Annotated in this window: 15 protein-coding genes and 1 tRNA gene; all 16 read left to right on the top strand. The window is 48.5% G+C overall.

Features of this window, described 5'->3' with window-relative positions:
• A partial coding sequence (locus EFO84_RS11695) for a hypothetical protein (protein WP_164742390.1) occupies positions 1-298 on the top strand: 298 nt, incomplete at its 5' end.
• A gap of 185 nt (positions 299-483) precedes the next feature.
• A complete protein-coding gene (locus EFO84_RS11755) occupies positions 484-1,260 on the top strand; it encodes an RHS repeat domain-containing protein (protein ID WP_205701949.1) in 777 nt (258 codons plus the stop codon).
• 448 nt (positions 1,261-1,708) lie between these two features.
• Positions 1,709-1,837, top strand: a complete 129-nt coding sequence (locus tag EFO84_RS11875; RefSeq protein WP_276317314.1) for an RHS repeat-associated core domain-containing protein — start codon at positions 1,709-1,711, stop codon at positions 1,835-1,837.
• A 77-nt stretch (positions 1,838-1,914) separates the two neighbouring features.
• A tRNA-Trp gene (locus EFO84_RS05800) sits at positions 1,915-1,991 on the top strand.
• A 28-nt stretch (positions 1,992-2,019) separates the two neighbouring features.
• Positions 2,020-2,400: a preprotein translocase subunit SecE gene (gene secE / locus EFO84_RS05795; RefSeq protein ID WP_127347119.1), complete on the top strand. Its 381-nt coding sequence runs from the start codon at positions 2,020-2,022 to the stop codon at positions 2,398-2,400.
• 2 nt (positions 2,401-2,402) lie between these two features.
• Positions 2,403-2,942 carry a transcription termination/antitermination protein NusG gene (nusG, locus tag EFO84_RS05790; protein ID WP_127347118.1) on the top strand — a complete coding sequence of 180 codons (540 nt, stop codon included), beginning with the start codon at positions 2,403-2,405 and terminating at the stop codon, positions 2,940-2,942.
• Between the two features lie 164 nt (positions 2,943-3,106).
• Positions 3,107-3,538, top strand: coding sequence for a 50S ribosomal protein L11 (gene rplK, locus EFO84_RS05785; protein ID WP_127347117.1), 432 nt, complete (start codon positions 3,107-3,109; stop codon positions 3,536-3,538).
• Position 3,539: 1 nt separating this feature from the next.
• Positions 3,540-4,241, top strand: coding sequence for a 50S ribosomal protein L1 (rplA, locus tag EFO84_RS05780; protein WP_127347116.1), 702 nt, complete (start codon positions 3,540-3,542; stop codon positions 4,239-4,241).
• A 232-nt stretch (positions 4,242-4,473) separates the two neighbouring features.
• The gene (rplJ, locus tag EFO84_RS05775; protein WP_127347432.1) at positions 4,474-4,992 is read left to right on the top strand and encodes a 50S ribosomal protein L10; all 519 of its coding nucleotides are present in this window, start codon (positions 4,474-4,476) and stop codon (positions 4,990-4,992) included.
• Between the two features lie 57 nt (positions 4,993-5,049).
• Positions 5,050-5,424 carry a 50S ribosomal protein L7/L12 gene (gene rplL, locus EFO84_RS05770; RefSeq protein ID WP_127347115.1) on the top strand — a complete coding sequence of 125 codons (375 nt, stop codon included), beginning with the start codon at positions 5,050-5,052 and terminating at the stop codon, positions 5,422-5,424.
• A 219-nt stretch (positions 5,425-5,643) separates the two neighbouring features.
• A complete protein-coding gene (gene rpoB / locus EFO84_RS05765; RefSeq protein ID WP_127347114.1) occupies positions 5,644-9,672 on the top strand; it encodes a DNA-directed RNA polymerase subunit beta in 4,029 nt (1,342 codons plus the stop codon).
• Between the two features lie 34 nt (positions 9,673-9,706).
• Positions 9,707-13,933, top strand: a complete 4,227-nt coding sequence (gene rpoC, locus EFO84_RS05760; protein ID WP_127347113.1) for a DNA-directed RNA polymerase subunit beta' — start codon at positions 9,707-9,709, stop codon at positions 13,931-13,933.
• 205 nt (positions 13,934-14,138) lie between these two features.
• The gene (rpsL, locus tag EFO84_RS05755; RefSeq protein WP_127347112.1) at positions 14,139-14,513 is read left to right on the top strand and encodes a 30S ribosomal protein S12; all 375 of its coding nucleotides are present in this window, start codon (positions 14,139-14,141) and stop codon (positions 14,511-14,513) included.
• A 74-nt stretch (positions 14,514-14,587) separates the two neighbouring features.
• On the top strand, positions 14,588-15,058 hold the full coding sequence (gene rpsG, locus EFO84_RS05750) for a 30S ribosomal protein S7 (protein ID WP_127347111.1): 471 nt from the start codon (positions 14,588-14,590) through the stop codon (positions 15,056-15,058).
• Positions 15,059-15,088: 30 nt separating this feature from the next.
• Entirely contained in the window at positions 15,089-17,218 is a 2,130-nt protein-coding gene (fusA, locus tag EFO84_RS05745; protein ID WP_127347110.1) for an elongation factor G, read from the top strand.
• A gap of 59 nt (positions 17,219-17,277) precedes the next feature.
• Positions 17,278-18,440, top strand: a 1,163-nt coding sequence (tuf, locus tag EFO84_RS05740) for an elongation factor Tu (RefSeq protein WP_127347109.1), incomplete at its 3' end; no start/stop codon positions are given.

Genomic DNA, 18,440 nt, shown 5'->3' with positions numbered 1-18,440 from the left:
AAGTCAAAAAGCTGCCACAGAAAGGAACATAGCAACCTCAAAGGCGACTAATTTAGCAAGTTTAGCTCTGGGTGCTGGGACTTCTTTAGCGAAGCCCAGTGCGGGGACATCGTTACTAATAGCAGGAGCTTTTTATGTACTTGTTGATGATTTGCATTATTGGGAACAGAGAGATAAATTGACCCAAGAAAGCTGGTTTAGTCAGGATGGAAGAGGAATTATCATCGAAACGACTCTAACTAACAAATCAGGAGAAGTTATTAAATATTCATCGCAATCCTATTGTCTAGGTGAGTAAATGAAAAAATGGCGTCGTGACAGTATTTGGTATCGCATGTTTAGCTTAATTTCTTTTTATTATGTATTTTTTATATTAAGAACATTTGAGCTACGTTTAGCAATTTTCTATATTTTTTTATGGCTTATCCTAATATTTCTGGTGGAAATAAAAATAAAGACCGACAAAAAGGCTAATGGGGAATAATGGATTATAATATGTTTTTGGGAATTCAAAATCATAAGCATAACGACCACTTGGCTCGGCATGAAGTACTCACTGACAGTCAAGCAGCGGTAGTCTGGCGCGCACAGCTTGAAGCCTTTGACCGTACGGTGCTGATGAGCAGTATTGGTGACTTCAATATCGGTTTCCCGGGCCAATACTGGGACGAAGAAAAACAAAGTTGGTACAACTACTTCCGCGACTACGATGCCACCACCGGTCGTTATTTGCAGAGTGACCCCATCGGCTTAGCAGGCGGGCTGAATACTTATGGGTATGCCTTTCAGAGCCCACAACATTTTACTGATCCATTTGGTTTATCGCCACCTACAATCCCTCAGGAAGTCGTCAATTTTTGTGCTGGTCTCGGGGACTCCTTACTCTTAGGCTTTGGCGATAATCTTAGAGAATTCGTTGGCGTAAGTGGGGCGGTTAATATGTCTTCTGATGATTATCGAAGCGGTGAATATACGTCGATTGCGTTTGGAGGAGCAAGATTAGCATATGCAGGAGTCGTTAAAGGAGGTTCAATATTGGCATCGTCGGGTGTCTCTGCCTCGTCATTCCGAACTAGCATGAAATCATTTTTCAGATTTAACTTGGGCAAAAATTGGCGACCTGTTGATCTGTCAAAATATAAAACGGATGATGCCTTGAGAGAGGCAGCGGGGAGAACGAATCCAATTGTCAATCTGTATGGAGCGGGTGTTGCCGGTACAGGAATCGTCGAAAATGAAGATTGCGGCTGTAAGCAATGAACGTTAATAGAATCGCATCCAATAAGGGGCACACTTTCGCGTTTGAGATTGAAAATGCATATATTTGCCCGAGTAAAATTGCTGACATTATCTCGACAATTGAGGGAGTATCTTCCGTACGACTTAGAAAACGATTTTCGTCTGAGAAAGAGTTACATGTGAAATTTTCATTTCATGGAAATGAGTTTATAGTTTGGGAACCTTACGGTGATAGTAGTAGATACTGGATAGGTCCAGCCGGACAGCTAGAGCTAGATAATGATATAGAGCCGTTAATTAAAGTATTTGAAAGTTATCGCCCGCCTTTCATGCGAAGAGTTCTCGGTGATGTCATGACATTAAATTTTAGGGTATTATTTCGTTGATTGGTCTGAACTGTTTGCTGTCAATTAGCCAATGCCTTTTGGTGTAGCGCGCACAGCTTGAAGCCTTTGACCGTACGGTGCTGATGAGCAGCATTGGTGACTTCAATATCGGCTTCCCGGGCCAATACTGGGATGAAGAAAAGCAAAGCTGGTACAACTACTTCCGCGACTACGATGCCACCACTGGCCGTTACATGCAGAGTAGCCTTTAACCGAAAGGCATTACTTGTTTTCCCGCCTTTGATCGGTATAATACGGCGTCCATTTCTACAATGTTGTAGCGATCTGCAGGGGCGTAGTTCCAATTGGTAGAACAGCGGTCTCCAAAACCGATGGTTGGGGGTTCGAATCCCTCCGCCCCTGCCACATACATTTAAACAGGATCTTTGAACGAATGAGTGCACAGACAGAAACCCAAGGTAGCTCGTTTGACAGCATCAAATGGCTGGTTGCTATTGCTTTATTAGCCGCTGCAGTAGTGGGTAACTACTACTATGGCGATACCGTATCGGTGCTCTACCGTGCGCTGGCAGTGGTCGCCATGGTGATTGTTGCCGGTTTTGCTGCAGCCACCACTGACAAAGGTCGTCGGTTTTTAGGTTTTGCTAAAGAAAGCCGTACCGAAGTGCGCCGCGTCGTGTGGCCAACCCGTCAAGAAGCAACCCAAACCACGATGATTGTGGTGGTTGCTACGGCAATCGTTGCATTGATTCTGTGGGGAATGGATGCCATTCTGGTACGTATTGTTGGCTTCTTTACCGGACTGGAGTTCTAACCATGACAGTGAAAAAACGCTGGTACGTTGTACAGGCTTTTTCAGGCTATGAAAAGCGCGTCGCCGAATCGCTGCGTGAGCATATCAAAATGCACAGCATGGAAGATAAGTTCGGTGAGATCTTAGTACCCACCGAAGAAGTCGTGGAAATGAAAGGCGGCAAGCGCGCGAAAAGCGAACGCAAATTCTTTCCAGGCTATGTGTTGGTTGAAATGGCTATGGATGAAGCCAGCTGGCACTTAGTGAAAAGCATTCCACGGGTATTGGGATTTATTGGTGGCAAGGCTGATCGGCCAACGCCAATCACCCAAAAAGAAGCGGACACTATCCTCAATCGTTTACAAGATTCTGTGGATAAGCCGAAACCGAAAACCTTATTTGAGCCGGGTGAGTTGGTGCGCGTTAATGATGGCCCGTTTGCGGACTTCAACGGCACCGTTGAAAGCGTTGATTACGACAAGAGCCGTTTAACGGTATCAGTATCGATTTTCGGTCGCGCCACACCGGTTGAACTCGAATTCGGTCAAGTCGAGAAAGCGTAAGTATTCAAGCCAATGGCCTGACGCTAAAAAGCGTCGGCGATTGGCTTGCTATTGGCTGCGAATTAAACTATAATTCGCGTCCTTTTTTATATCGGGGAGCCGTTAGAAGTAAATCACCTCTTATGATTTACGAGGCGTTCGACCCACAACAAGAGGCATAAAACATGGCTAAGAAGTTAAAAGCTATCATCAAGCTGCAAGTAGCAGCCGGTGCAGCAAACCCTTCACCACCAGTTGGTCCAGCATTGGGTCAGCACGGTGTGAACATCATGGAATTCTGTAAAGCGTTCAACGCGGCTACCACCGAATTAGAAAAAGGTGCGCCAACGCCAGTTGAAATCTCTGTTTACGAAGACCGTTCTTTCACCTTTATCACCAAGACTCCTCCAGCAGCATACCTGCTGAAGAAAGCAGCTGGTATCAAGAGTGGCTCAGGCCGCCCAAATACTGAGAAAGTGGGTACCGTTACCCGTGCTCAGTTAGAAGATATCGCCAAGGTAAAACAGCCAGACTTAACTGCCGCTGACCTTGATGCTGCCGTACGTACTATCGCTGGCTCTGCCCGTGCGATGGGTCTGAATGTAGAGGGTCTGTAAGATGGCTAAGTTAACCAAACGCGCACGTTTAATCCGTGAAAAAGTACAGACTCGTGATTATGAAATCAACGAAGCTGTAAGCCTGTTGAAAGAACTGGCAACTGCTAAATTCAAAGAAAGTGTTGATGTTGCTGTAAACCTCGGCATCGACGCTCGTAAATCTGACCAAAACGTTCGTGGCGCTACTGTATTGCCACACGGTACGGGTCGTTCAGTTCGCGTTGCAGTTTTCACCAGCGGCGCTAACGTAGAAAAAGCTAAAGCAGCCGGTGCAGACCTGGTTGGTATGGAAGACTTAGCTGAGCTAGTTAAGAAAGGCGAGATGAACTTTGATGTTGTTATCGCTTCACCAGATGCTATGCGTGTGGTTGGTATGCTCGGTCAAATCTTAGGCCCACGTGGTCTGATGCCAAACCCGAAAACTGGTACTGTAACACCTGACGTAGCGACCGCGGTTACTAACGCGAAGTCTGGTCAGATCCGTTACCGCAATGACAAAAACGGTATCATCCACGCCACTATCGGCAAGGTTGATTTCGACAACGACAAGCTGAAAGAAAACTTAGAAGCTTTGTTGGGCGCATTGAAGAAGGCCAAGCCGTCTACTTCAAAAGGCGTTTATATCAAGAAAGTAAGCTTATCAACGACTATGGGTGCTGGCGTCGCAATCGACCAAAGCAGCCTGACTGTCGCGGGTAACTAAAAAGGTAAGTGGGTTGGAGCTGCCACTTCGGCGCAAGTCGAATGAAGTGGCTCCCGTCCAAGACCGCAGGTGTATCGGGTAACCGGCACTTAATGTCCTGCGCAGATGGTGTAATCCGACTCAGACTCTCTGGGTAGAGATTCACCGTGACAACATGGCAGGTCTTGATGTACTGCCAAATTGTAACGATCGGTCCGCGGTTTTACCAACGACCAAAAAAGAGGTGATATCAGTGGCACTAGGCTTAGTAGCAAAACAAGCAATCGTTAAAGAAGTTAACGAAGTTGCTTCAAAGGCACTATCCGTCGCTGTTGCTGAGTATCGCGGCATGGAAGTGAAGCACATGACTGTGCTGCGCCGTAAAGCTCGTGAGCAAGGTGTGTATCTGAAAGTTATTCGGAATACCCTGGCCCGTCGTGCTTTCCAAGGCACAGCATTTGAAGACATGGACGCAGCACTAACAGGTCCATTGGTCTATGCATTCTCTCTTGACGCACCAGGCGCAGCTGCCCGGTTGCTGAAAGATGCAATGAAAGACTATAAAAACCTGTCAGTTACTGCTCTATCCATCGGCAGCGGTGTGATGGGCGCAGACAAGCTGGATGCAGTTGCATCACTTCCAACTCGCGACGAAGCATTGGCTACTTTGTTCGCTACCCTCAAGGCGCCTATTGGCAAGTTCGTTCGTACTATCAACGAAGTTCCTGGCAAGTTTGTGCGCGTATTGGCAGCGGTTAAAGACGCTAAATAGAGACGGTTTTTTCGATAACCATTTTTTTGTAATTATATAACCCAGGAGTTTTGAGTCATGGCTCTAACTAAAGACGACATTTTAAACGCAATCGCTGAAATGCCAGTAATGGAACTGGTTGAACTGATTGCTGCTGCTGAAGAGAAATTCGGTGTATCTGCTGCCGCTGCTGTTGCAGTTGCTGCTGGTCCAGCTGCTGCTGCTGCAGAAGTTGAAGAACAAACTGAATTCAACGTAATCCTGAAAGCTGCTGGTGCTAACAAAGTTGGCGCTATCAAAGCAGTGCGCGCTGCAACTGGCCTTGGCTTGAAAGAAGCTAAAGACTTAGTTGAGTCTGCACCTGTTGCAGTTAAAGAAGGCATCAGCAAAGCTGACGCTGAAGCACTTGCTAAAGAATTGACTGAAGCTGGTGCGGAAGTTGAAATCAAGTAATTTGATTCAACGTCAAAAATTGGCCTTTTAGGCCTGGGGCTGGTGGCTTTTTAGGTCACCAGCCTTTTTGCGCTGTTAAGCATGTATCATTTTTGCCCGTTCTTGGGGTGCATGCTCGCGGTGACAAAAACGGGAACGACAAGCTTTAACCAGTTTGTTTTTAACCATCGACTCCTACACCGGTGGTTAGGGTCATCAATCAGCTAGCTGAGGAACCCCATGGCGTACTCCTACTCTGAGAAAAAACGTATTCGTAAGGATTTTGGTAAGCAACCGCAAGTACTTGAGGTGCCTTACCTGCTGTCAATCCAATTAGATTCATTTAAAAAATTCATTGAGCCGGATCCAGAGGCCAATAACGGCCTGGAAGCGGCTTTCCGCTCTGTATTTCCGATTACCGCTTACTCAGGTAATTCAGAACTACAATACGTGAGCTATCGCCTTGGTGAGCCAGTATTTGACGTGAATGAGTGTCAAATTCGCGGCATCACCTACTCTGCACCTTTGCGGGTGAAGCTGCGCCTTGTGCTGTTTGATAAAGAAGCAGCGGCCGGCACCATCAAAGAAGTGAAAGAGCAAGAAGTCTACATGGGTGAAATTCCCTTGATGACCGACAACGGTACCTTCGTGATCAATGGTACCGAGCGGGTTATCGTTTCTCAGTTGCATCGTTCGCCAGGTGTTTTCTTTGACCATGATAAGGGTAAAACCCACTCGTCAGGTAAAGTGCTATACAACGCGCGGGTGATCCCGTACCGCGGTTCTTGGTTAGACTTTGAGTTCGACCCGAAAGACAACGTTTTCGTGCGTATTGACCGTCGTCGTAAATTGCCGGCTACGATCATTTTGCGTGCCTTGGAATACACCACCGAAGAAATCCTTACCATGTTCTTCGAGACCACGTATTTCCAATTCCGCAATAAGAAAGTATTCATGCAGTTAGTGCCTGAGCGCCTGCGTGGAGAAACTGCGAAATTTGATATTAAAAACGACGATGGCGACATCATCGTTGAAAAAGGCCGTCGTATCACTGCCCGTCATATCAATCAAATCTCACAACTGAACACCCCAGAAATGGAAGTGCCGGTGGAGTATTTGGTCGGTAAAGTATTAGCGCATGATTGCGTTGAGAAGAAGACTGGCGAAGTCGTTGCAACGGCGAACACCGAATTAACGCTGGAGCTTTTAGCCAAGTTACGTGAAGCAGGGTTCAAGAAATTTGAAACGCTGTTTGTTAACGATTTGGACCATGGCCCATATATCAGTGAAACCTTGCGTATCGATTCAACCACCAACCGCTTAGAAGCGTTAGTGGAAATTTATCGCATGATGCGTCCAGGCGAGCCGCCAACCAAAGATGCTGCCGAGAACCTGTTTGAAAACTTGTTCTTCAGTGACGATCGCTATGACTTGTCAGCAGTAGGCCGCATGAAGTTTAACCGTCGTTTAGGTCGTGACGACCTGACCGGCGCCGGTATCCTCAGCAAAGACGATATCGTTGATACCATGCGTAAGCTGATCGAAATTCGTAACGGTTACGATGAAGTGGACGATATCGACCATTTAGGTAACCGTCGTATTCGTTCAGTCGGCGAAATGGCTGAAAACCAATTCCGTGTTGGCTTAGTGCGCGTTGAGCGTGCGGTAAAAGAGCGCCTGAGCTTAGGCGATCTAGATGCCGTGATGCCACAAGACCTGATCAACGCCAAGCCAATCAGCGCGGCGGTGAAAGAGTTCTTTGGCTCAAGCCAGTTGTCACAGTTTATGGATCAGAACAACCCGTTGTCTGAAGTCACCCATAAACGTCGTATCTCAGCCTTAGGGCCGGGCGGTTTGACCCGTGAGCGGGCAGGCTTTGAAGTACGTGACGTACACCCAACGCATTACGGTCGGGTGTGTCCAATCGAAACCCCTGAAGGTCCAAACATCGGTTTGATCAACTCGCTGTCTACCTTTGCGCGTACCAACGAATATGGCTTCTTAGAAACCCCATATCGTCGCGTTGAGAACGGTATGGTCACCGACGATGTGGACTATTTATCAGCTATTGAAGAAGGCAACTTCGTAATCGCCCAGGCCAGCGTTAAGCTGAGCGACAAAGGCGAATTGATGGACGACTTAGTGCCGTGCCGTCATAAAAACGAATTTACCCTGATGTCAAAAGAGCAAATTCAATACATGGACGTAGCGCCACAGCAGATCGTTTCGATCGCTGCCAGCTTGATCCCATTCCTTGAGCACGATGACGCCAACCGTGCTTTGATGGGTTCAAACATGCAACGTCAAGCGGTTCCAACCTTACGTGCTGATAAGCCGTTAGTAGGTACTGGTATTGAGCGCACTGTTGCCGTTGACTCGGGTGTAACTGTGGTTGCTAAACGCGGTGGTGTGGTCGATAAAGTCGACGCCAGCCGTATTGTTATCAAGGTCAACGAAGAAGAGATGGTACCAGGCGAAGCCGGTATCGATATCTACAACTTGATCAAGTATACCCGTTCTAACCAGAACACCTGTATTAACCAAACGCCAACGGTCAACGTGGGTGAGCCGGTAATGCGTGGTGATGTGTTGGCCGACGGCCCATCAACCGACATGGGTGAATTGGCGTTAGGCCAAAACATGCGCGTCGCGTTCATGCCGTGGAACGGTTACAACTTTGAAGACTCAATTTTGATTTCTGAGCGTGTGGTGCAAGAAGACCGCATGACCACCATTCACATCCAAGAATTGGCGTGTGTGGCGCGTGACACCAAGTTAGGTGCTGAAGAAATCACTGCGGATATCCCGAACGTGGGCGAATCAGCACTGAACAAGCTCGACACTTCAGGTGTTGTGTATGTTGGTGCAGAAGTCAGCGGCGGCGACATTCTGGTGGGTAAAGTAACGCCGAAAGGCGAGACTCAACTGACTCCAGAAGAGAAGCTACTGCGTGCTATTTTCGGTGAGAAAGCATCAGACGTGAAAGACAGCTCGCTGCGGGTGCCAAACGGCGTAACCGGTACGGTTATCGACGTGCAAGTATTTACCCGTGATGGCGTTGAAAAAGACGCCCGCGCTAAGTCAATTGAAGAGATGCAGCTGAAGCAGGTCAAGAAAGACTTAACTGACGAGTTCAAGATCCTTGAGAAAGGTATTTTTGAACGCGCTCGTCTGCTGTTACTGGCCAATGGCTTTGATGAGTCAAAACTGGCTGGTTTAGAGCAGAGCAAATGGTTGACGCAGAACTTGAAGAAAGAAGCTGCGCAACAGCAACTTGAGCAGATCGCTGCACAGTACGAAGAAATTCGCGCTGACTTTGATGCCAAGTTCGAGAACAAGCGCCGCAAAATCATCCAAGGTGATGATTTGGCTCCAGGCGTGTTAAAAATTGTCAAAGTTTACTTGGCGGTACGTCGTCGTATCCAACCAGGTGACAAGTTAGCCGGTCGTCACGGTAACAAAGGTGTTATCTCAACCATCGTTCCGGTTGAAGACATGCCGTATGACGAGCACGGTAATCCAGTTGACTTAGTACTCAACCCATTGGGCGTACCGTCACGGATGAACATTGGTCAGATCCTCGAGACGCATTTAGGTTTGGCGGCCCGTGGTATCGGTACCAAGATTGAAAACATGATTAAGCAGCAGCAGAAAGTCGCTGAAATGCGTGAATTCTTGCAAAAAGTCTATGACCTTGGCGCAACCCGTCAACAAGTCGACATGAGCGAGTTCAGCGATGAAGAAGTGATGCGCTTGGCAACTAACCTGAAAAAAGGCTTGCCAACAGCGACTCCAGCGTTCGACGGTGCTGCTGAAAAAGAAATCAAAGAGCTCCTGAAACTGGCAGATTTGCCAGAGTCTGGCCAGATCACCTTGTACGATGGTCGTACTGGTGACCGGTTTGAGCGTGATGTAACCGTGGGTTACATGTACATGCTGAAACTGAACCACTTAGTGGATGACAAAATGCACGCCCGTTCGACCGGTTCGTACAGCCTTGTTACCCAGCAACCGTTAGGTGGTAAAGCTCAATTCGGTGGTCAGCGCTTCGGTGAAATGGAAGTGTGGGCACTGGAAGCTTACGGTGCAGCTTACACCTTGCAGGAAATGTTGACGGTGAAATCGGACGACGTAAACGGTCGTACCAAGATGTACAAAAACATCGTCGACAACGACCTCAAGATGGAAGCAGGTATGCCGGAGTCTTTCAACGTATTGTTGAAAGAAATCCGCTCACTCGGTATCAACATTGAGTTGGACCAAGACTGAGTAACACCGGACGCTAATTGCCAGGAGATAAATCGTGAAAGACTTATTAAAGTTTTTAAAACCGTTAAATCAGACTGAAGAGTTCGATGCAATTCGCATCGGGCTCGCGTCTCCGGACATGATCCGTAGCTGGTCTTTCGGTGAAGTGAAAAAGCCAGAAACCATCAACTATCGCACCTTTAAACCAGAGCGCGATGGTTTGTTCTGTGCGCGTATTTTTGGTCCGGTGAAAGACTACGAATGTTTGTGCGGTAAGTACAAGCGTTTGAAGCATCGCGGTGTGATCTGTGAGAAGTGTGGCGTTGAAGTCACGCTGACTAAAGTGCGTCGTGAGCGCATGGGTCACATTGAGCTAGCTAGCCCAGTGGCACACATTTGGTTCTTAAAATCACTGCCAAGCCGTATCGGTTTGATGCTGGATATGACCCTGCGGGATATCGAGCGGGTGCTGTATTTTGAATCATACGTGGTGACTGAAGCCGGTATGACCAGCCTTGAGCGCGGCCAGATCTTAACTGAAGAAGACTATCTGGATGCCTTAGAAGAGCATGGCGACGAGTTCGAAGCCAAAATGGGTGCAGAAGCTATTCTGAGCCTGTTGCAACATATTGATATCGAAGCTGAAATCAAACAGTTGCGGGAAGAGCTGCCAGAAACCAACTCAGAAACCAAACGTAAAAAAGTTAGTAAGCGTTTGAAATTACTTGAGTCTTTCCACTTCTCAGGCAACAAGCCAGAGTGGATGGTACTGAAAGTATTGCCGGTGTTACCACCAGATTTACGCCCATTGGTACCGTTAGACGGCGGCCGTTTCGCCACCTCTGATTTGAACGACTTGTACCGTCGCGTGATCAACCGTAACAACCGTCTGAAGCGCCTGCTCGACTTAGCTGCGCCAGATATCATTGTGCGTAACGAAAAGCGGATGCTGCAAGAAGCGGTAGACGCGCTGTTGGATAACGGTCGTCGTGGCCGCGCCATTACTGGCACCAACAAACGCCCACTGAAATCTTTGGCCGACATGATCAAAGGTAAGCAAGGTCGTTTCCGTCAAAACTTGCTGGGTAAGCGGGTTGACTACTCAGGTCGTTCGGTGATTACCGTTGGTCCTAAGTTACGTCTGCACCAGTGTGGTTTGCCGAAGAAAATGGCTCTTGAGCTGTTCAAGCCGTTCATCTATGGCAAGTTAGAAGGTCGTGGTTTAGCCACCACCATCAAAGCCGCCAAGAAAATGGTTGAGCGCGAAATTCCAGAAGTATGGGACGTTCTTGATGAAGTGATCAAAGAGCACCCAGTGTTATTGAACCGTGCACCAACCCTTCACCGTTTGGGTATCCAAGCGTTTGAACCGGTGTTGATTGAAGGTAAAGCCATTCAATTACACCCATTGGTGTGTGCGGCCTTTAACGCCGACTTCGACGGTGACCAAATGGCGGTGCATTTACCGCTGACTTTGGAAGCACAGCTTGAAGCACGCGCGTTGATGATGTCGACCAACAACATCTTGTCACCAGCCAGTGGTGACCCGATTGTTGTGCCATCACAAGACGTGGTGTTGGGTCTGTACTACATGACCCGCGAAAAAGTAAACGCGAAAGGCGAAGGCATGGTGCTGAAGAGCGCTAAAGAAGCCGAGAAAGCCTATCGCACCGGCGCTGCTGAATTGCATGCGCGGGTGAAGGTACGTCTGCAAGGTAAAATTCATGACACCACGGTTGGCCGTGCCATCCTGTCATTGATTTTGCCAGAAGGCATGCCGTTTAGCATGATCAACCAAGCCATGGGCAAGAAGCAGATCGGGCGTTTGTTAAACACCTCGTATCGCGACCTAGGCTTGAAGCCAACGGTTATTTTTGCTGACCAAATCATGTATACCGGTTTCCACTACGCGATGATCGCGGGTGCGTCGGTTGGTATTGATGACATGGTTATTCCAGACGCCAAGAAGACTATTATTGAAGCCGCTGAAGAAGAAGTTGCGGAAATTCAAGAACAGTTCGAGCAAGGCTTGGTAACTGCTGGCGAGAAATACAACAAAGTCATCGACATTTGGTCTACCGCGAACGAGAAAGTCTCGAAAGCGATGATGGAAAACTTGTCGAAAGTAACGGTCATTAACCGTGACGGTAAACCAGAACAGCAAGACTCGTTCAACTCGGTTTACATGATGGCAGACTCAGGCGCGCGGGGTAGTGCGGCTCAGATTCGTCAGCTAGCGGGTATGCGTGGTTTGATGGCGAAGCCAGATGGCTCAATCATCGAAACCCCAATTACTGCTAACTTCCGTGAAGGTTTGAGCGTACTTCAGTACTTCATCTCAACCCACGGTGCGCGTAAAGGTTTGGCCGATACCGCATTGAAGACCGCTAACTCAGGTTACCTGACGCGGCGTCTGGTTGACGTGGCACAAGACGTTGTGATTGTGCAAGACGACTGTGGTACCACCGAAGGTCTGTACGTGAAGCCGTTGATTGAAGGCGGTGACGTAGTAGAGCCATTGCGTGAGCGGGTATTAGGCCGCGTAGTGTGTGACGACGTGATGATGCCAGGTAGCGATACCGACGTATTAGTTGCGCGTAACACCTTACTCGACGAGAAGATGTGTGACTTGTTAGAACAGCACTCTATCGACGAAGTCAAAGTACGCTCGGTTATTACCTGTGACACCGACTTTGGTGTCTGTGCTAACTGTTATGGTCGTGACTTGGCCCGTGGTCACTTGGTCAACCAAGGCGAAGCGGTCGGTGTTATTGCCGCTCAGTCAATCGGTGAGCCAGGTACTCAGTTAACCATGCGTACCTTCCACATTGGTGGTGCGGCATCGCGTGACTCAGCAGCCAACAGCGTTCAGGTGAAAAACGCCGGTACCTTGAAACTGCACAACGCCAAGTTCGTGTTGAACAGCGACAAGCATTTGGTTATCACCTCACGTTCAACTGAACTGACCTTAATTGATGAGTTTGGCCGTGAGCGCGAGCGTTATAAAGTGCCATACGGCGCAGTATTGAAGAAAGACGAAGGCGCTACAGTGGTGGCTGGTGAAGTAGTTGCCAACTGGGATCCACACACGCACCCAATCGTTACCGAAGTAGCGGGTCGCTTGAAGTTTGTCGACTTGATCGACGGCGTGACCATTACCCGTCAGACCGATGAATTAACCGGTTTGTCGAGCATTGAAATTCTTGAAGTGGGTCAGCGTACCAGCTCAGGTAAAGATATGCGCCCAATGGTGAAGTTGGTCGACAGCAAAGGCAAAGACGTGATGATTCCAGGTACCGATCTGCCCGCGCAGTATCCGTTACCAGGTAAAGCGTTAATCAACCTTGAAGATGGTGCGTTAGTGAAGGTGGGTGACACCATTGCGCGTATTCCACAAGAAGGTTCGAAAACGCGCGACATCACCGGTGGTTTGCCACGCGTAGCCGACTTGTTCGAAGCGCGTCGTCCGAAAGAGCCAGCGATCTTGGCCGAAGTGTCAGGTACGGTGAGCTTTGGTAAAGAAACCAAAGGCAAGCGTCGGTTAATGATCACCCCAACGGATGGCGGTGAGCAGTACGAAGAAATGATTCCGAAGATCCGTCAGTTGAACATCTTCGAAGGTGAGCAAGTGACCAAAGGCGAAGTTATTGCCGACGGTCCAGAAGCACCGCATGACATCCTCCGTTTGCGTGGCGTGAGTGCGCTGGCAAACTACATCGTCAACGAAGTACAAGAGGTTTATCGCTTACAGGGCGTTAAGATCAACGACAAGCACATTGAGACCATTGTCCGTCAAATGTTGCGTAAGGCGATTATCTTGAACCCAGGTGAAACCAACTTGCTTGAAGGCGAGATGATGGAGTTGTCAGAAGTGTTAGCTGCTAATGCTAAAGCGCAAGCTGAAGGCAAAGTAGCCGCTACCTACGAGCGTCAATTACTGGGTATTACCAAGGCCTCATTGTCGACTGAGTCGTTTATCTCAGCGGCATCGTTCCAAGAGACCACCCGCGTATTAACCGAAGCCGCAGTACAAGGCAAGGTTGACCCGCTACGTGGCTTGAAAGAGAACGTGATTGTTGGGCGCTTGATCCCAGCCGGTACTGGCTTTGCCTACCACCGTGAGCGTGCACGTAAGCGTGCCGAGCAAGCGGAAGGTAGCATTGCACCACGTATGACTGCGCAAGATGCTGAGCAGCAATTGGCTGACGCATTGAACGCTGGCAGCGACATGTATGGTACTGAGTTAGACAACGATATGGATATCGGTAACAACGACGATTAATCGGCGTTGTAAAAACCTCGCAAAGGCCAGTACGGGCAACCGTTCTGGCCTTTTCTTTAAGGCCGCTAATAGTGGCTTTTCCTTGACAGTCCAAATAATGACCTATAAAATTCTGCCTCCCTCTATCTCGGGCGCTTTGCCTGTGGTCGCGGGGAATTGGATTTTTCACTCTGTTGAGCGACATCAACACAATCAGGAGTAATGAATGGCAACAGTTAACCAGCTGGTGCGCAAAGGTCGTCAAAAGCCGGTTGTTAAAAGCAACGTCCCGGCGCTTGAGGCTTGCCCACAGAAGCGCGGGGTATGTACCCGTGTTTACACTACCACCCCGAAAAAGCCAAACTCAGCGCTGCGTAAAGTATGCCGTGTGCGTTTGACCAATGGCTTCGAAGTTTCTTCGTACATCGGTGGTGAAGGTCACAACCTGCAAGAACACTCCGTGGTACTTATCCGCGGTGGTCGTGTTAAAGACTTGCCAGGTGTGCGTTATCACACAGTCCGTGGAGCACTTGACTGTGCAGGCGTAAACGCCCGTCGTCAAGCTCGCTCAAAATACGGCGCGAAACGGCCTAAATCTTAACGGTTCTCCGTTAGTAAGGCCAAACTGTAAATTTTAAGTTTTGGGTTAAACCCTGAAAATACCGGAGAATAGAGATGCCAAGAAGACGCGTCGTAGGTCAACGTAAAATCCTCCCAGATCCGAAGTTCGGATCAGAGTTGTTGGCGAAATTTATTAATGTCGTCATGGTTGACGGCAAGAAAGCTGTCGCTGAAAAGATCATTTATGGTGCACTCGATATCATGGCTACCAAGTCAAGTAAGAGTCACTTAGAAGTTTTTGAAATTGCACTGGACAACGTGCGCCCTGCTGTTGAGGTTAAATCTCGCCGCGTGGGTGGTTCAACCTATCAAGTACCGGTTGAAGTGCGTCCAGTTCGTCGTAATGCACTGGCTATGCGTTGGTTGGTTGATGCTGCGCGTACTCGGGGTGAAAAATCCATGGCTCAGCGTCTGGCAGGTGAAATGCTAGATGCATCAGAAAACAAAGGCTCTGCTGTGAAGAAGCGTGAAGACGTCCACCGTATGGCCGAAGCGAACAAAGCCTTCGCTCACTATCGTTGGTAATTTACTAGCAACCTATAGAGGAATTTTATTGTGGCTCGACAAACTCCGATTGAGCTGTACCGTAACATCGGTATTTGTGCTCACGTAGACGCAGGAAAAACGACCACGACTGAACGTGTGTTGTTCTACACCGGTTTATCACACAAGATCGGTGAAGTACACGACGGTGCAGCAACCACTGACTGGATGGTGCAGGAGCAGGAGCGGGGTATTACTATTACCTCTGCTGCGGTTTCTACCTTCTGGAAAGGTATGGATGCACAGTTTGAACAACACCGTATCAACGTAATCGATACCCCAGGACACGTTGACTTCACCATTGAAGTTGAGCGTTCACTGCGGGTACTTGACGGCGCGGTAGTCGTGCTTTGTGCATCATCTGGTGTACAACCGCAGACTGAAACCGTATGGCGTCAGGCGAATAAATACGAAGTACCACGTATGGTCTTCGTTAACAAAATGGACCGTGCTGGTGCAGACTTCTTGCGCGTTGTTGGTCAAATGAAATCACGTCTTGCCGCAGTAGCTGTTCCTATTCAGTTACCTATCGGTGCCGAAGAAAACTTCAAAGGCGTGGTCGACTTGGTCAAAATGAAAGCCATCAACTGGAATGAAGCGGATCAGGGTATGACATTTACCTATGACCCAATTCCAGCAGACATGGTTGAGCAAGCAAATGAATACCGTGCACAACTGATTGAAGCTGCCGCAGAAGCTAATGAAGAGTACATGAACAAGTACTTGGAAGGCGAAGAGCTGACTGAAGCAGAAATCAAAGACGGTTTGCGTAAGCGTACCTTGAGCAACGAAATCATTCTGTGTATGTGTGGTTCGGCGTTCAAAAACAAAGGCGTACAGGCAGTATTGGACGCGGTAATCGAATACTTACCAGCACCAACTGAAGTAAAAGCCATTAAAGGTATCTTAGAAGACGAATCTGAAGGTGAGCGTAAATCTTCTGACTCTGAGCCGTTCGCGGCTTTGGCGTTCAAGATTGCGACCGACCCATTCGTGGGCACCTTGACGTTCTTGCGCGTCTACTCGGGCGTTCTTGCTCAAGGCGACAGCGTATACAACCCGGTTAAACGGAAGAAAGAACGTATCGGCCGTATGGTACAGATGCACGCCAACGACCGAATCGAAATCAAAGAAATCCTTGCCGGCGACATCGCCGCTGCGATCGGCTTGAAAGATGTGACTACAGGCGACACCTTGTGTGACCTGAATCAGATCATCACGCTTGAGCGTATGGAATTCCCTGAGCCGGTAATTTCGGTTGCAGTAGAACCAAAAACTAAACCAGACCAAGAAAAAATGGGTATTGCTTTAGGTAAATTGGCTGCTGAAGATCCGTCATTCCGTGTTCACACTGACGAAGAATCTGGCCAAACCATTATTTCTGGTATGGGCGAGTTGCACTTGGACATCATCGTTGACCGTATGAAGCGTGAGTTCAAGGTTGAGTGTAACGTAGGTAAACCACAGGTTGCCTATCGTGAAACGATTCGTCAGAAAGTTGAAGTTGAAGGCAAATTCGTACGTCAATCAGGTGGTCGTGGTCAGTTTGGTCACGTGTGGTTGCGTATTGAGCCAATGGATTTCGACGTCAATGACGACGAAGCTCCAAACTACCTATTCGCCAATGAAGTTGTTGGTGGTGTGGTACCGAAGGAATATATTCCTGCGGTAGATAAAGGTATCCAAGAGCAGATGCAAAACGGTGTGCTTGCGGGTTACCCAGTACTCGGCGTGAAAGCAACTATCTTTGATGGTTCTTACCACGACGTTGACTCATCAGAAATGGCGTTCAAAATCGCTGGTAGCATGGCATTCAAGAAAGGTGCCCAACAAGCGCGTCCAGTGTTGCTTGAGCCGATGATGAAAGTTGAAGTTGTTACCCCTGAAGATTTCATGGGTGACGTGGTAGGTGACTTAAACCGTCGTCGTGGCATCATCGAAGGTATGGATGATGGTATGGGCGGTCTGAAGGAAGTACGTGCTCTAGTTCCGTTGTCAGAAATGTTCGGCTATGCAACTGACCTGCGTTCGCAGACTCAGGGCCGCGCATCGTATGCGATGGAATTTGCCAAGTACTCTGAAGCACCAAACAACATTGCTGAGCAGATCATTGCTGCCCGGTCAACCAAAGCTAAAGATTAAGTAGAGTCTGGTCCGGTTCGTTATGGGACCGGGCTTTTAACTTAAGTTAAGGAAACGTCATGTCAAAAGAAAAATTTAACCGCGTCAAACCGCACGTAAACGTCGGTACTATCGGCCACGTTGACCACGGTAAAACAACTCTGACTGCTGCTATCACCTCAGTTTTAGCAAAAACTTACGGTGGTTCAGCACGTGCGTTCGATCAAATCGACAACGCGCCAGAAGAAAAAGCTCGTGGTATCACCATCAACACCTCACACGTTGAGTACGATACCCCAGCCCGCCACTACGCTCACGTAGACTGCCCAGGACACGCTGACTATGTGAAAAACATGATCACCGGTGCGGCGCAGATGGACGGCGCAATCCTGGTAGTAGCCGCGACTGACGGCCCAATGCCACAGACTCGTGAGCACATCTTGTTGTCACGTCAGGTTGGCGTACCATTCATCATCGTATTCATGAACAAGTGTGACATGGTTGACGATGCTGAGTTGTTAGAGCTGGTTGAAATGGAAGTACGTGAACTGTTATCAGAGTACGATTTCCCAGGCGACGACTTGCCAGTCATTCAAGGTTCAGCGCTGAAAGCGTTGGAAGGCGATGCAAACTGGGAAGGCAAAATTCTTGAGTTGGCAGAAGCGCTGGATACATATATCCCAGAGCCAGAGCGTGATATCGACAAGCCGTTCATCATGCCAATCGAAGACGTATTCTCAATTTCAGGCCGTGGTACTGTAGTAACGGGTCGTGTTGAGCGCGGTATCGTTCGTACTGGTGACGAAGTAGAAATCGTCGGTATCAAAGACACCACCAAAACTGTTGTAACGGGTGTTGAAATGTTCCGTAAATTGCTTGACGAAGGTCGTGCAGGCGAGAACATCGGTGCGTTGTTACGTGGTACTAAGCGTGATGATATCCAGCGTGGTCAAGTATTGGCCAAGCCAGGTTCAATCAAGCCACACACTCAGTTCGAAGCTGAAGTGTACGTATTGACCAAAGAAGAAGGCGGCCGTCATACCCCATTCTTCAAAGGTTACCGTCCACAGTTCTACTTCCGTACTACTGACGTAACTGGTTCAGTACAGTTACCAGAAGGCGTAGAGATGGTTATGCCAGGCGACAACTTGAAGTTTGTTGTTGAGCTAATCAACCCAATCGCGATGGACGAAGGTTTACGCTTCGCTATCCGTGAAGGTGGCCGTACTGTAGGTGCTGGCGT

It is taken from the genome of Pseudidiomarina mangrovi (assembly GCF_003999375.1).
Taxonomy (GTDB): Bacteria; Pseudomonadota; Gammaproteobacteria; order Enterobacterales; family Alteromonadaceae; genus Pseudidiomarina; species Pseudidiomarina mangrovi.
Note: the sequence above shows the minus strand (reverse complement) of the source record. Positions and strands in the feature narration are given on the sequence as shown.